At 43.2% G+C, this 16434-nt stretch carries 12 protein-coding genes; 7 read left to right on the forward strand and 5 right to left on the reverse strand.

The genetic code is table 11. The features are described 5' to 3' along the window. Window positions 1-101: 101 nt before the first annotated feature. Window positions 102-2021 carry a methyl-accepting chemotaxis protein gene (locus BTO08_RS11130; RefSeq protein WP_105060984.1) on the forward strand — a complete coding sequence of 640 codons (1920 nt, stop codon included), beginning with the start codon at window positions 102-104 and terminating at the stop codon, window positions 2019-2021. 85 nt (window positions 2022-2106) lie between these two features. On the opposite strand, the gene lpdA is transcribed toward BTO08_RS11130, so the two are convergent. The 5 genes from lpdA to ampD form a co-directional block, all read right to left on the reverse strand. After that, window positions 2107-3537 (reverse strand): dihydrolipoyl dehydrogenase, encoded by a 1431-nt coding sequence (gene lpdA, locus BTO08_RS11135; protein ID WP_005371283.1) that lies wholly within the window; start codon window positions 3535-3537, stop codon window positions 2107-2109. A gap of 195 nt (window positions 3538-3732) precedes the next feature. Next, the gene (gene aceF / locus BTO08_RS11140; protein WP_105060985.1) at window positions 3733-5613 is read right to left on the reverse strand and encodes a pyruvate dehydrogenase complex dihydrolipoyllysine-residue acetyltransferase; all 1881 of its coding nucleotides are present in this window, start codon (window positions 5611-5613) and stop codon (window positions 3733-3735) included. Between the two features lie 14 nt (window positions 5614-5627). Next, window positions 5628-8294 (reverse strand): pyruvate dehydrogenase (acetyl-transferring), homodimeric type, encoded by a 2667-nt coding sequence (aceE, locus tag BTO08_RS11145; RefSeq protein WP_105060986.1) that lies wholly within the window; start codon window positions 8292-8294, stop codon window positions 5628-5630. 72 nt (window positions 8295-8366) lie between these two features. Further along, window positions 8367-9143, reverse strand: a complete 777-nt coding sequence (gene pdhR / locus BTO08_RS11150; protein ID WP_045083961.1) for a pyruvate dehydrogenase complex transcriptional repressor PdhR — start codon at window positions 9141-9143, stop codon at window positions 8367-8369. A gap of 330 nt (window positions 9144-9473) precedes the next feature. Beyond that, complete coding sequence (ampD, locus tag BTO08_RS11155) at window positions 9474-10019, reverse strand: 1,6-anhydro-N-acetylmuramyl-L-alanine amidase AmpD (RefSeq protein WP_105060987.1); 546 nt, start codon at window positions 10017-10019, stop codon at window positions 9474-9476. 250 nt (window positions 10020-10269) lie between these two features. Between ampD and nadC the strand changes: the two genes are divergently transcribed. The 6 genes from nadC (at window position 10270) to coaE (ending at window position 16423) form a co-directional block, all read left to right on the forward strand. After that, entirely contained in the window at window positions 10270-11157 is an 888-nt protein-coding gene (nadC, locus tag BTO08_RS11160; protein ID WP_105060988.1) for a carboxylating nicotinate-nucleotide diphosphorylase, read from the forward strand. 319 nt (window positions 11158-11476) lie between these two features. After that, complete coding sequence (locus tag BTO08_RS11165; protein WP_105060989.1) at window positions 11477-11869, forward strand: pilin; 393 nt, start codon at window positions 11477-11479, stop codon at window positions 11867-11869. A 5-nt stretch (window positions 11870-11874) separates the two neighbouring features. Then, window positions 11875-13560: a type IV-A pilus assembly ATPase PilB gene (gene pilB, locus BTO08_RS11170; RefSeq protein WP_105060990.1), complete on the forward strand. Its 1686-nt coding sequence runs from the start codon at window positions 11875-11877 to the stop codon at window positions 13558-13560. Window positions 13561-13603: 43 nt separating this feature from the next. Next, a complete protein-coding gene (locus BTO08_RS11175) occupies window positions 13604-14827 on the forward strand; it encodes a type II secretion system F family protein (RefSeq protein ID WP_105060991.1) in 1224 nt (407 codons plus the stop codon). A 117-nt stretch (window positions 14828-14944) separates the two neighbouring features. After that, window positions 14945-15814 carry a prepilin peptidase gene (locus tag BTO08_RS11180; RefSeq protein WP_105060992.1) on the forward strand — a complete coding sequence of 290 codons (870 nt, stop codon included), beginning with the start codon at window positions 14945-14947 and terminating at the stop codon, window positions 15812-15814. Window positions 15815-15817: 3 nt separating this feature from the next. Continuing rightward, window positions 15818-16423 (forward strand): dephospho-CoA kinase, encoded by a 606-nt coding sequence (gene coaE, locus BTO08_RS11185; RefSeq protein WP_105060993.1) that lies wholly within the window; start codon window positions 15818-15820, stop codon window positions 16421-16423. Window positions 16424-16434: the final 11 nt, after the last annotated feature.

Consider the following 16434-nt stretch of genomic DNA (forward strand, 5'->3'; position numbering starts at 1 on the left):
AAATTGCAGATACATAACGGCGTATTTTCATTTCATTGATCAGTATTGCGTTGTCACGTTGTGCATGGTCTGTTCATTTGCTCATAAATATAAGCCGTTTTATGAATTACAAACATTTAAGTATCAAATCTAAACTGATCATCGCGATAACGATGGCGGTTCTTGCCTCTACGACTCTCGTCAGTGTACTCAGCCAAAACCAAGTCCGTACTGCGATTACCAATCGTATCTTAGACCTCGAATTACCCGCGATTTTGCTGCAAATTCGTAATAATGTAGAAAAAGAAGTTATTCAACTTCAATCTGCTGCAGAGCAACTGGCCAATAACAGCTATGTTGTCGATAGCGTATTAGATAACAAAGCGCCACAAGATAAGACTCGTTTGGTTCAGGAACTTCAAAGTATAAAGAATCAATACAACCTACTCGATGTCTCTATTGCTAACAGAAATAACGGTGACTATTGGAATCAAAATGGTTTTCTTCGTCAGTTAACGCCTCAACAAGATAGTTGGTTTTTTGATGCTGTGCGCAGCAATCAAGCTCGTAGTTTAAGTATTTTTCGTGAGAATAATGGCGAGGTAAAACTGTTTGTTAACTACCAACAGCCCAATGGCGACACATTAGCAGGGCTGTCTAAGTCACTTGATGAAATGGCAAACTTCATTAGCCAATTTAAAATAGAGCAAACAGGATTTGTATATTTAGTCGATAATAAAGGGACAATTAAGATCCACCGCGATAATAATAAGATGCTAAATCACAACTCAATCTCTACACTGTTTGATTCCAATATCGCCTCAAAATTATTAAACAAACAAAGTTTTAGCGTGGTAGAAGCGACGAATAATCAACAAGATGTTTTCTTAGCTGCTAGTTATATTCCGGCAATGGATTGGTACGTTATTGGTGAACTACCAAAACAAGAAGCGTTTGCAGCACTTACCTCCATTCGAAATCAAGTTATCCTCTTTACAGGCATCATTGCAGCCATTTTCATTGTTGTTGCGATTTTCCTTGCCAGTAGCATTACTCGCCCTATTCAACAACTTGCGGCTATGTTTAAAGATCTGGGTGAAGGTGATGGCGATTTACGTCACCGCTTAACAGTGGAAGGAAATGATGAGATTGCACAATTATCATCAGGGTTTAATGGCTTCATTGGTAAAATCCACCACTCAGTAACAGAAGTAGCAGAAACCGGAAATTCACTGCGCCAAGCGGCAGAATCTGTCGCCCACCAAGCTCAACTGACACTGGATAATAGTCATAGCCAACGAGATAGAACCCTTCAGGTTGTCGCAGCGATTAATGAAATGGGGGCGACGGTTAATGAAATAGCCAGTAACGCCGCATTGGCTGCAGAGTCCACCCAACAAGCAGAGCAGCAAACCCATGATGGTCAAACCGTTGTTGGTGAAGCACGTAATACCATAAATCAACTGTCATCGGATATTAGCCAAGTCAGCGATGTCATTGACTCACTGGCAAGTAATACCCAGTCGATTGGTAGTATTTTAGATGTGATCCGTGGGATCTCAGAACAAACTAACCTACTTGCCCTTAATGCCGCGATTGAAGCAGCACGTGCTGGCGAACAAGGACGAGGGTTTGCGGTCGTGGCCGATGAGGTGCGTAATCTTGCTAGTCGTACTGCCGATTCTACCGACGAGATCCAAGCGATGATCAACCGCCTCCAGCAAGAAGCATCCAATGCAGTGGTTGCGATGGAGCAAAGCCGTCAGCTGTCTGAAAATGGGGTATCAGCTTCCGATCAAGCATCTGTTGCTTTAGTGTCGATTTCTGAGCGTATTAGTTTAATTGCCGATATGAATACCCAAGTGGCTACCGCGACAGAAGAGCAGTCAACCGTGGTACAAGACATTAATTGTAATATTGAAGAGATAAATGAAACCACTCAGCTAACCGCAGAAACAGCCGCGCAATTAGCTGATTCAAGCCAAGCATTACGTCAACTATCACAACGTCTTGATGACATGGTCGGTACGTTTAAGTTGTAACCTGAAATTAAATGTTAGCAATGCTAAACAGCAGACAACAAAAAAGCGCCCTTAGGCGCTTTTTTATTATCATAACAAGTAGTAATTACTTCTTACGCTTTACCGCTTTTGCATTTGGAAGGTCAGTGATAGAGCCTTCAAATACTTCAGCAGCAAGACCTACTGATTCGTGTAGTGTTGGGTGAGCGTGGATAGTTAATGCGATATCTTCAGCATCACAACCCATCTCGATCGCTAGACCGATTTCACCAAGTAGTTCACCACCGTTAGTACCTACGATAGCACCACCGATCACACGGTGCGTGTCTTTGTCGAAGATCATCTTCGTCATACCGTCAGCACAATCAGATGCGATAGCACGGCCTGATGCCGCCCATGGGAATGTAGCAACTTCGTAGTTGATACCTTCAGCTTTCGCTTCTTTCTCAGTCTTACCAACCCACGCAACTTCTGGCTCAGTGTAAGCAATTGAAGGAATAACTTTAGGATCGAAGTAGTGCTTCTTACCAGAAATAACTTCAGCCGCTACGTGACCTTCATGCACACCTTTGTGAGCCAACATTGGTTGACCAACAACATCACCAATTGCGTGAATGTGAGCAACGTTAGTACGCATTTGCTTATCAACGTTAATAAAGCCACGCTCATCAACATTGATACCCGCTTTTTCAGCGTCAATTAGTTTACCGTTTGGTACACGACCGATAGCAACAAGAACAGCATCGTAACGAACAGGCTCAGCAGGTGCTTTTTTGCCTTCCATCGTTACATAAATACCGTCTTCTTTTGCTTCAACAGCTGTTACTTTAGTTTCAAGCATCAGGTTGAATTTCTTCGCGATACGCTTAGTAAATACTTTAACGATATCTTTATCCGCAGCAGGGATCACTTGATCGAACATCTCAACAACGTCGATTTGAGAACCTAGCGCGTGGTAAACCGTACCCATTTCAAGACCGATGATGCCGCCGCCCATAACAAGTAACTTCTCAGGTACTTCTTTAAGCTCTAGCGCATCTGTTGAATCCCAAATACGTGGGTCTTCATGCGGGATGAATGGTAGTTCGATTGGGCGAGAGCCCGCCGCGATAATCGCGTTATCAAAGTTAACTGTTGTTGGACCATCTGCGCCTTCAACAACAATGCTGTTAGGGCCAGTAAACTTACCGTAACCATTAACAACATTTACTTTACGCATCTTAGCCATACCGCCAAGACCGCCAGTTAACTGAGTAATTACTTTATCTTTCCACAGACGGATCTTGTTGATGTCTGTTTGTGGTTCACCAAAAACAACGCCGTGCTCAGCCATTGCTTTTGCTTCTTCGATAACTTTCGCTACGTGAAGTAATGCTTTTGATGGGATACAACCCACGTTAAGACATACGCCACCTAGTGTGTTGAATTTTTCAATTAGAACCGTATCTAGACCTAAGTCAGCGCAACGGAATGCAGCAGAGTAACCAGCAGGGCCTGAACCCAACACCACTACCTGGGCTTTAATTTCTTTACTCATTATGACCTCGTTGTAAGTCTTATATCCCTAACAAGCTATCAGGTAACTTTTACGTATTTGTATACGTTTATCTTTCAGATGGATAACAAGTCTACAGACCTATTAACAGAGTGAAAAATAAATTACTGCAGCCTGTGAGCTACACAACAATTCCATGCCTACGCATTGTAGGCATGGCGTTGTGGATGTGAAACCTTAAAGTACTAAACGACGGATGTCTGATAGACAGCCATTTAGGTAAGTGATGAAGCGCGCACCTTCAGCACCATCAATCACACGGTGATCGTATGATAGTGATAGTGGAAGTTGTAGACGCGGTTCGAACTCTTTACCGTTCCATACTGGTTTCATTTCAGACTTAGATACACCTAGGATACCTACTTCTGGTGCGTTCACGATTGGTGTGAATGCAGTACCACCTAAGCCACCAAGGCTTGAGATAGTGAAACAGCCGCCTTGCATATCAGATGCAGTTAGCTTACCAGCACGTGCTTTCTTAGAAATAGCCATTAGCTCTTCAGATAGCTCGTAGATACCTTTCTTGTTCACATCTTTAAATACAGGAACAACTAAGCCGTTTGGCGTATCTACTGCGATACCGATGTTCACGTATTTCTTCAGAATCAAGCTCTCGCCATCGTCAGATAGAGAAGAGTTGAATGAAGGGAATGCTTCAAGTGCTTTAGCAGCCGCTTTCATGATGAACACAAGTGGAGTGATCTTCATGCCAGAATCTTTCTTCGCTTCGATAGCATTCTGCTCTTTACGGAATGCTTCAAGCGCAGTGATATCTGCGTTATCCCACTGTGTAACGTGAGGGATCATTACCCAGTTACGGTGTAGGTTAGCGCCAGAGATCTTCTTAATGCGAGAAAGTGGCTTAACTTCAGTTTCACCAAACTTGCTGAAATCAACTTTCGGCCAAGGTAGTAGACCAAGCGCTGCGCCATCGCCTTTACCTGACGCAGAAGCTGCTGCACCAGACTCAAGACGCTTAAGTGCATCTTTAACGAAGTTTTGTACGTCTTCTTTAAGAACGCGGTTCTTACGGCCAGTACCTTTAACTTTCGCAAGGTTAACACCGAACTCACGAGCTAGACGACGAACAACTGGTGATGCGTGTGCATATTCGTTGTTTTCAACGAAATCACCTGTTGCAGCAGGCGCTTCAGCTTTTGCTGGAGCCGCCGCAGGAGCAGGCGCTGCCGCTTGAGCTACAGGAGCCGCTGCAGGTGCTGCACCAGCAACTTCAAATACCATGATTAGTGAGCCAGTAGAAACCTTATCGCCTTCTGCGATCTTGATTTCTTTAACTGTACCAGCGAATGGTGCAGGAACTTCCATAGAAGCCTTGTCACCTTCAACAGTGATTAGCGATTGCTCTTCTTCCACTGTATCGCCAACAGATACCATGATTTCAGTAACTTCTACTTCGTCGCCACCGATATCAGGAACGTTAACTTCTTTCGCTGCAGATGCCGCAGGTGCTGCAGGAGCAGGCGCTGCCGCTTGAGCAACAGGTGCTGCTGCTGGAGCAGAACCAGCCACTTCAAATACCATGATTAAAGAACCAGTAGAAACCTTGTCGCCTTCTACGATTTTGATTTCTTTAACTGTACCAGCGAATGGCGCAGGAACTTCCATAGAAGCCTTGTCACCTTCAACAGTAATTAGAGATTGCTCTTCTTCTACTGTATCGCCAACAGATACCATGATTTCAGTACATTCAACTTCATCACCACCGATATCTGGAACATGAACTTCTTTCAGTTCAGCCGCTGCTGCTGGAGCTGGAGCAGCAGGTGCTGCTTCAGCCGCAGGAGCAGGTGCAGCGTCAGCTGCACCCTCGGCTTCGAAAATCATGATTAGAGAACCAGTAGAAACCGTGTCGCCTTCAGCAACTTTGATTTCTTTAACGATACCCGCTTGAGAAGCAGGAACTTCCATTGAAGCTTTATCGCCTTCAACAGTGATCAGTGATTGCTCTTCTTCAACCTTGTCGCCAACGCTAACAAGAATCTCAGTTACTTCAACCTCATCCGCACCGATGTCTGGTACATTAATTTCGATTGCCATTTTTAATTTGCCTCTTATGCGTATAGCGGGTTGATCTTGTCAGCGTCGATATCGAACTTAGCAATTGCGTCTACAACTACTGCGTTATCAATATCGCCACGTTTAGCGAGTTCAGAAAGTGCAGCAACAACAACGTAGCCAGCATTCACTTCGAAGTGACGACGTAGGTTTGCACGGCTATCAGAACGACCGAAACCATCAGTACCAAGAACCTTGTAAGACTCAGATGGCATGAATGCACGTACTTGTTCTGCGTAGTTCTTCATGTAGTCCGTTGCAGCGATTGCAGGCTCAGAACCCATTGCAGTTGTTAGGTAAGGTACCTTCTTCTCTGCTGTAGGGTGAAGCATGTTGTAACGCTCACAATCTTGACCATCACGAGTTAGTTCGTTGAATGATGTTACAGAGTAAACATCAGACGCTACACCGTACTCTTCGCTTAGGATCTGTGCCGCTTTACGTACTTCGTTCATGATAGTACCAGAGCTCATTAACTGAACTTTAGACTTATCACCAGCGTGAGACTCAAGCTTGTAAATACCCTTACGGATGCCTGCTTCAGCGCCTTCTGGCATTGCTGGCATTGCGTAGTTTTCGTTCATTACTGTTAGGTAGTAGTAAACGTTCTCTTGATTTTCACCGTACATGCGACGAATACCGTCTTGCATGATAACCGCTAGCTCGTAAGCAAACGTTGGATCGTAAGAGATACAGTTAGGTACTGTGTTTGCAAGAATGTGGCTGTGACCATCTTCGTGCTGTAGACCTTCACCGTTCAGTGTTGTACGACCTGCAGTAGCACCTAGTAGGAAGCCACGTGCTTGTTGGTCACCTGCTAGCCATGCCATATCACCAATACGTTGGAAACCGAACATTGAGTAGTAGATGTAGAATGGAATCATTGGAAGATCGTTGGTGCTGTAAGATGTTGCAGCAGCAACCCAAGATGCCATTGAACCTAGTTCGTTGATACCTTCTTGAAGTACCTGACCAGATGTTGCTTCTTTGTAGAAAGAAACGATGCCTTTATCTTCTGGTGTGTAAGTTTGACCATCTGGGTTGTAGATACCAACCTGACGGAACAGACCTTCCATACCGAACGTACGCGCTTCATCACAGATAATTGGAACGATGTTCTTACCGATCGCTTTATCTTTAAGAAGAATATTTAGTGCACGAACATAAGCCATAGTGGTTGAGATTTCACGCTTCTGCTCACTTAGTAGTGGTGCAAATGCATCAAGCTCAGGCACTTTAAATTCTTGAGTGAACTTAGGGCTACGCTTAGGTGTATAACCGTGTAGCGCATCACGACGAGCGTGTAAGTAGTTGTACTCAGCTGAGCCTTCTTCCAGTTTTAGGTAAGGCAGAGTCTTAAGTTCTTCTTCAGAGATAAGATCTTGTAGACCTAGACGATCACGTAAGTATTGAACGTGCGTCATGTCCATCTTCTTAACACCGTGAGCGATGTTCTTACCTTCAGCTGCTTCACCCATGCCATAACCTTTAACAGTCTTAGCTAGGATCACAGTTGGCTTACCATTTGTTTCTTTTGCATTGTTAAATGCTGCAAATAGTTTCGAAGAATCGTGACCACCACGCTTCAATTCGAAGATTTGCTCATCAGTCATGTCAGAAACAAGTGCAGCTGTTTCAGGGTACTTACCAAAGAAGTGCTCACGTACATAAGCGCCATCTTTAGATTTAAATGTTTGGTAGTCACCATCGATAGTTTCGTTCATAAGCTGTAGTAGCTTACCAGACGTATCTTTCGCTAGTAGTGCATCCCAGTTGTTACCCCAGATAACTTTAACAACGTTCCAACCAGCACCTTTAAATAGACCTTCAAGCTCTTGAATGATCTTACCGTTACCCATTACTGGGCCGTCTAGACGCTGTAGGTTACAGTTGATTAGGAAACATAGGTTGTCTAGTTTCTCACGCGCAGCGAAAGAAATAGCACCGCGTGATTCTGGCTCATCCATCTCACCATCGCCCAAGAACGCATATACGCGCTGAGCTGAAGTATCTTTAAGGCCACGACCTTCTAGATACTTAAGGAAACGAGCTTGGTAGATCGCAGAAATTGGACCTAGACCCATAGAAACCGTTGGGAACTGCCAGAATTCAGGCATTAGTTTAGGGTGTGGGTATGAAGGAATACCTTTACCATCAACTTCTTGACGGAAGTTATCTAGCTGCTCTTCAGTTAGACGACCTTCAACAAACGCACGAGAGTAAATCCCTGGAGAAATGTGACCTTGGTAGTAAACCAAGTCACCGCCATCAACATCGTTAGGTGCACGGAAGAAGTGGTTGAAACATACTTCGTAAAAAGCAGAAGCAGACTGGTAAGAAGCCATGTGGCCGCCTAAGTCTAAATCTTTCTTAGAAGCACGTAGAACGATCATGATTGCGTTCCAACGGATGATAGAACGGATACGACGCTCTAATGTTACATCACCTGGGTACGCTGGTTCTTGTGCTGCTGGAATTGTGTTGATGTAGTTTGTGTTTACGCCAGTCGGCATATCTACACCATCTAAACGAGCTTTTTCTAATACTTGCTCAAGTAAGAACTGTGCGCGTTCTACACCTTCTTCACGGACAACTGATTCAAGTGCTTCTAGCCAATCTTGAGTTTCCAGTACATCCACGTCACTTTTCATGACTTCAGACATGCGATCTATCCTTTCGTTGATAATCTACTAACAATGTCGCGACTAGGTCCAACTTCGTTTTTAGGTATGAAGTTAAGACTCTAACCCGTCCTTGCGCTGTTGAATCCGACGAAGAGAGCGTTCACGCCTGCTATCTTCACGCGATAAATCCAACAAGGTTTCCTCGATGTAAGCCAAATGTGCGTGCGATGCTTCACGGGCCTTTTCAGGCTCACCAGAAACAATCGCCTGCACAATATTAGCTCGGTGCTTTCTTACTTTCTCCACCACTTCAGGTCGGCGGTTTAGGAGTTCGAAATTTTGTAATACGTTTTGCTCAAGTAGCGGTGCTAAACTACGAATAATATGCAGTAACACCACATTGTGAGCCGATTCTGTTACCGCAATAAGATATTGCATCACTGCGCTAGCTTCTAAGGGTAAATCCCCTTGTTGCTGCGCGTCTTGAATACGCTGATGACAATCGCGAATGCGAACAAAATCTTCTTCGTTACCTCGCAATGCCGCAAAATAAGAGGCTAAGCCTTCTAGTGCATGGCGAGATTCCAATAAATCTAATTGTGTTTCCGGATGAGTCGCTAATAGATCCAATAAAGGTTCAGAAAAGCTTTGCCATAACTTTTCTTTTACGAATGTCCCGCCACCTTGACGGCGAGTAAGCAAATGCTTTGCTTCTAAACGTTGGATCGCCTCACGAACGGAAGGACGAGAAACATCGAATTGTTTTGCCAACTCTCGCTCTGGAGGTAATTGCTGACCTGGGGACAAAATTCCCTCTAAGATCAAGCGCTCCAATTCCTGCTCAATAGCATCAGAAAGCTTTGGTTGTTTAATGCGTTTATAAGTCATTTTTATCGACGCTTCTTATATTAAATCCGTTTCATAAAGACCGAATCATCGGATAATTGGTATTACCAATTATTTTACAGGGGCAAAGTGTACAGAAATAAATAAAGATGTCCACACGCAACTTGATTGAAATCATAGAACGAAGTGGGTTTTAACAAAAATTTAAACTTTTGATACATTACTAAAACACTGAATCTTCAGAGCTAGAAACAGCCAAGCAACGAAAAAGGTGAAAGGAAGAGATAAAAAGCGGAGTGATTGTGGAAATTGGTCAGACCAATATGACCAATTTCCATTCGTAAATAAAACTTTAGTCTAATAACTGCCCTTTTAAAGCTGTTTTTTAAACCGTCGCCAATCAAAAGATAAACCGGGATCGGTTTTTCGCCCAGGGGCAATAAATTCATGCCCTGTTACACGATTTCGAGTAATGGCTGGGTAATTAGACATCAAAGATTGAGTCAATTTTGTCAGCATTTGATATTGCTCAGAAGTATACGGTAGGTGATCTGTGCCTTCCAATTCGATACCAATTGAAAAGTCATTACACTTATCCCGATCTTCAAACTTTGATACCCCCGCATGCCAAGCACGCTGATTAAAAGGTACAAACTGCACTATCTCACCATCTCGGCGGATCAAACAGTGAGCAGAAACACGAAACTGATGGATAATTTCAAAATACGGATCATCAGCAGGGTTTAATTGCCCAGTAAATAGCTGCTCAATATAAGGCCCACCAAATTTACCCGGTGGTAAGCTTATATTATGTACCACCAGCAATGACATCTCGTCATGAGGTCGCGCATCACAAAAAGGCGACGGCACATGCCTTGCTGTCTTTAACCAATGATCATCGTTAATCAATAACGTCATAATCCATCTTCTATTTACGTGTTACTAAAACCAAACAAGCACGTAAAGTATCATTAGCTTATATTGAAAAGCCAATTTCTTCTCATCGCTTTTGCCTATCGCAGTAATAGATAAAAACAACCAAATATTTCGTTATTAACATTCGATTAACCCGTATTCACTTTATCCCACTCCTTTCTCACGGTATGATTTGCACCATCATTCGCAGCACTTTTGCTGCTAAACGCGCAATGGATACAAGAAGACAGATATGGAACACAAACACGATAGCAGTGCCCGCCTCGCTTACCTAAAACAACTTCTCCCAATCGAGATCAGCCGTACTGTTGCCGACACACTTCGAGAAGATTTAGGTGGCGAGATTGATGCCAATCTCGATATTACTGCCAATCTAATTCCAGCCGATAGCCAAGGCGTTGCCACCATCATTACCCGTGAACATGGCGTATTTTGCGGAAAAATGTGGGCAGATGAAGTATTTAAGCAACTCGGTGGCGAAGTCACCATTGATTGGCACGTAGAAGATGGTGATGTAGTCGAGCCTAATCAAACCTTGTGTACCCTATCAGGCCCGTCACGAGCACTACTTACTGGCGAGCGTAATGCGATGAACTTTATTCAAACCCTATCTGGTTGCGCGACATTAACCGCCGAATATGTCAAACAACTGGAAGGCACCAACACTCGCCTACTTGATACCCGTAAAACCGTTCCTTGTCTGCGTAGCGCATTAAAATATGCAGTAACTTGTGGTGGTGGCTTTAATCATCGTATTGGCGTGTTTGATGCCTACCTAATAAAAGAGAACCACATCATTGCTTGTGGTGGTATTGAACAAGCAATTCGTACAGCAAAACAGCTAAATCCAAATAAACCCGTCGAAGTGGAAACAGAAAGCCTTGCAGAGCTAAAACAAGCCATTGAAGCCGGCGCTGATATTGTGATGCTGGATAACTTTACCTTAGCCATGATGCGTGAAGCAGTCGCGTTTAACGCAGGACGTGTGGCATTGGAAAACTCAGGTGATATAACCCTAAGCAATATCCGCGAATGCGCTGAAACGGGGGTGGATTATATTTCGGTAGGCGCACTGACTAAGCACGTTAAAGCGATGGATTTATCGATGCGTTTTAAGTAGCACCTCTCTAACATCAGATTTTTGTGACAAAAATATTTAACTGATACTTTTATTTACAAAGAAAGAGAAAAATAACCACCCATTTTTCTCTTTCCACTTCACATCTTACTGAATTAAATAAAAATCAAATCTAATTACGAGCGGTTACTCGCTTTGAGCTTTGCAACTTCTGCAACGCATTATTTATTTTTACCACCCGTGCCGAGCTATCCCTTTTTCGTTATTCACTCTAACAATAAAGCCTCTATTCTGAACTTAATTCCATTCGCGAATTTATGACGTTAACTCATTTATTATTTTGTTACTTAAGGACAGAGAAATGAAAAAACAACAGGGTTTTACACTTATTGAATTGATGATCGTAGTCGCGATCATTGGCGTATTAAGTGCTTTTGCTATTCCGGCATACCAAAGTTATGTTGCAAAATCAGAAGCCTCAACAGCTGTTGCCTCTGTAAGAGCTGTACTGACAAACTACGACATGCATGTGCAAGAAAATAATGCAGCACCTACAACATTAGCTCAAATTGGTACATCTGCATCAGCAGCAGGATCTTTGGGTGCTTTATCTTTAGTTGCAAGTGGAGCCAAATTTACATTTTCGTCAGGATCATTAAGTAATGCAACAGTAACATTTACCAGAAGTGCTTCTGGATGGGTGTGTTCTACCACAAACATCGCATCTGATTATATGCCTAAAGGCTGTCAATAATATCAATGCAAACCAATCTCGCTTCTATCTTGGCTCAAGCTAATTTAATTAGCCCAGAGCAAGAACAACAAGTAGTCGAGTTTGTAACGGCGGAAGGGATTAACGTCCCGACCGCCTTAACCCGTTTAGGTGTCCTCAGTGACCTAGATTTAGCCGATAACTTAGCTAACTTATTTGGATTACAAAAAGTCGATGTTCATCACTACGACTATGACGGTTGTTGTCAAAGTGTCTACCAACGTGAATTAGTGCTACGTCATCGTGCGCTGCCATTAACCCAAGATGCTAATAGTTTATTTTTAGGCGTCAGCGATCCTACTAATATGGATGCGCAAGACGAGTTTCGTTTTGCGGTAGGAAAAACCGTTGAGTTTCTGGTTTTAGAAAACAAACAGTTAGAATCAGCCATTCGCCGTGTTTATGGTAGCGATATTGGTGAAACCAGCCACAGTAAACAAGTCAGTGATGCAGATTTAGGTGAACTGGTTGATATTAGTGATGCTGAACTCGATGACGCTACCGATTTAAGCCAAGACAGCGCACCCGTTACCCGCTATATCAACCAAGTATTATTAGATGCAGTACGCCGTAAAGCATCTGATATTCATTTTGAGCCTTATGAACATAATTACCGTATTCGCTTTCGCTGTGACGGTATATTGCATCAACATTTAACTCCACCCGCCAGTTTATCGCGCCGTTTATCAACCCGTTTAAAGGTCATGTCAAAGCTCAACATTGCCGAGCGACGTCAACCACAAGATGGACGAATAAAACTAAAGCTCTCTGATAATTTGGCGATTGATTTACGTGTATCAACCCTGCCCACCCTATGGGGAGAGAAAGTCGTACTACGGATATTAGATAGCTCCGCTGCTAATCTTAATATTGATATTTTAGGCTATAACGATAAACAAAAATCCGATTATTTAACCGCCCTTGAGCGCCCACAAGGAATGATATTAATTACCGGCCCAACAGGTAGTGGTAAAACCGTCTCGTTATATACAGGGCTCAATATTTTAAATACCGATGAGCGCAATATTTCTACTGCTGAAGATCCAGTTGAAATTAACCTACCCGGTATTAACCAAGTACAAATTAATCAGCAAGTCGGTTTAAGCTTTGCCGATGCCTTGCGTTCATTTTTGCGTCAAGATCCCGACATTGTCATGGTAGGGGAAATTCGTGATTTAGAAACTGCCTCCATTGCAGTAAAGGCTGCTCAAACGGGACACTTAGTATTATCAACTCTGCATACGAATTCTGCTGCCGAAACCATTACCCGCTTAACCAATATGGGAGTGGAAGATTTTAACCTCGCCTCATCGCTAAGTTTAATTATCGCCCAACGGCTTGCCCGTCGTTTATGTAAAAGCTGCAAACAACCACACCCGCTTGATCCGATCACCTGCCAGCGATTAAGCCTACCGCAAAACTCCAGTGTTTATAAAGCTAATAACGCAGGGTGTGATGATTGTAATAAAGGCTACGCCGGACGCGTCGGTATTTATGAAGTCATGGTATTTAGCCGTGAGATCGCCGAAGCCTTAATGACCAATGCTACCGCACTGCAATTAGAAGATATTGCCGCCCAACAAGGGATGAAACGGCTTAAAGAATCCGGCATTGAAAAGTTAACCGATGGCATTACTAGCCTTGCCGAATTACAACGGGTATTACAATTATAACCTTCCTTACTTTGTATTAATTGTTTGATAGAGAGTTCCGCTTATGAGTACAGCAGCCACTAAAATTCGTTATTACAACTGGCGGGGAACCAACCAAGCAGGGCGTAAAGTCTCTGGCACCACTTTAGGATTTCAAGAACAAGAAGTGCGCCATCAACTGCTTGAACAGAAAATTGTTGTCAAAAAAATAAAGAAAACCTCACCTTCAACATTAACGAAGCTACGCGATCAAATGAAGGGGGAAGACGTCACTGCAGTAACCCGTCAGCTTGCCACCATGATCGAATCTGGCGTACCTGTGGTGCAAGCGCTGCAATTAATGGCGAGTAGTTACAACAAAGCCGAAATGCGTGCTACCTTGCTCCAAATCACCACCCAAGTTGAATCTGGCGCCTCGCTGTCTAGCGCGATGCGCTCAAGCTCGCCTCTGTTTGACAAATTCTTTTGTGATTTAGTCGCTACCGGTGAACAAACCGGCCACCTCGGGCAAGTCTTTGCCCGTATTGCGGTATACCGTGAAAAAAATGAAGCTATGCGTAAAAAAGTCATCAAGGCGATGATTTATCCTGCAATGGTCACTCTTACAGCAGTGCTTGTTACCGTAATGATGCTGGTATTTGTTATTCCTCAGTTTGCTCAAGTCTTTTCAAGCTTTAATGCTGAACTACCATTATTTACACAATTTGTTGTTCATGCTTCAGATTTTCTTATTGCTTATGGCGTCTATCTTGGGGCTGGTGTTGGAATAGCCGTTTTTCTTTACCGTTATTTTTATAAAAAATCTGATGATTTTCGCTATAAAGCTAATAAATTTGCCTTAACGTTGCCTATCTTTGGTGATGTGTTATTAAAAGCCACCACTGCCCGTTTTGCCCGCACCTTAGCTACCACCTTTATGGCAGGTATTCCACTGCTATCAGGGATTCAATCAGCAGGCAGAACCTGTGGTAACTTGTATATAGAAAAAGCAATTGAAGAAGTGTACGAAAGTACCGCTGGCGGTATGCCACTGTATTTAGCCCTGCGTCAATCAGGGGTTTTCCCTGAGCTCATGCTGCAAATGGTAATGATTGGTGAAGAATCAGGCTCGCTCGATGACATGCTAAATAAAATGGCGCAAATCTATGAAGCCGATGTTGATAATACCGTTGATAACCTTGGGCAAATTTTAGAGCCTTTCATTATCATTATTTTGGGTGGCTTAATCGGTGGCTTACTGGTTGCTATGTATATGCCAATCTTCACCTTAATGAGTGTGATGGGTTAATACTATTTTAGTAATCACCTTATAAGTTAATCGCATTATTCACTTCCCATAATCATCGGCTAGGATCACCTAGCTGTTTGCCTTACAATAACCGCCTAATTTTTAAGAGATCCTCACATGGCAGTACTTTCCTATTACCCTTGGTTATATCCCCTTTTTGCCGTTATTTTTGGTCTGTTAGTCGGCAGTTTTTTAAATGTGGTGATTTACCGCTTGCCGATCATGATGGAGCGTCAATGGCGTAAAGAGTGCCAAGAGTGTTTTCCTGAAATGGATAACCAGCCAGACGATTCGGTCTTTAATTTAAGTGTGCCACGTTCACGCTGCCCACACTGTAATCACGCCATTAGTGCACTGGAAAATATTCCAGTGATCAGTTGGCTAGCTCTGGGCGGCAAATGCAAAGAATGCAAAGCGCCAATAAGCAAACGCTACCCAGCGATTGAATTACTAACTGCAGCAATGAGCTTAACGGTATCGCTGATGTTGCCACCGACATGGTGGGCAATCGTGGTGATCTTTTTCACCTTCGCGTTAATTGCGCTTACCTTTATCGATGTCGATAAAATGCTATTGCCCGATCAAATTACCTTACCGCTAATGTGGGCGGGTATTTTACTCTCTGTAATGGGTATTAGCCCTGTATCTCTGACCGATTCGGTGATTGGTGCAATGGCAGGTTACTTATCACTGTGGAGCGTATTCTGGGTCTTTAAATTACTGACTAAAAAAGACGGCATGGGCTATGGCGACTTTAAATTACTCGCCGCATTAGGTGCATGGCTTGGCTGGCAGTTACTACCGTTTGTAGTGTTACTCTCATCTTTAGTCGGCGCGCTGTGCGGTATTGTGTTACTCAAAATGCAAGATGCTGATAACCAGACGCCATTCTCATTCGGCCCTTACCTTGCGGTTGCTGGTTGGATTGCATTGTTATGGGGCGAGCCTATTGTGAATTGGTATGTTACTTCGTACTTAGGAATGTAGATAATGAGTATTGTCATTGGCCTAACAGGCGGAATTGGTAGCGGTAAAACCACGGTTGCTAACTTATTTGCTGATAACTACGGCATTGATATTATTGATGCAGATATTGTTGCACGTGAAGTCGTCGAGCCGAATACCGTCGGTTTGAACACTATTATCGAAAAACTTGGTGCTGATATTTTACTTAAAGATGGTACGTTAAATCGGGCAAAACTGCGTGAGGCTATTTTTAGTCAGCCTGAATTAAAGCAATGGTTAAATGAGCTACTTCACCCATTGATCCGTGAAAAGATGCTCCATGATATTAAATTGAGCAAATCTCCCTATTGTTTATTAGTCGTGCCATTGATGGTTGAAAATAACCTACAAACCCTAACCAACCGTTTACTGGTTGTTGATGTCGATGAGCAAACCCAAATCGAACGAACGCAACAACGTGATAATGTCTCGATTGAGCAAATCAAAAATATCTTAGCGAGCCAAGCAACGCGCCAACAACGGTTAGATGCCGCAGATGATGTCATTACTAATTTTGGTGATAGTCCAGCATTAACATTACAAATCGCGCAACTTCACAGGCAATATCTCAAAATGGATCATGATCTGTAGTAAAATAGCGT

The sequence above is a fragment of the Photobacterium angustum genome, assembly GCF_002954615.1.
Lineage (GTDB): Bacteria > Pseudomonadota > Gammaproteobacteria > Enterobacterales > Vibrionaceae > Photobacterium > Photobacterium angustum_A.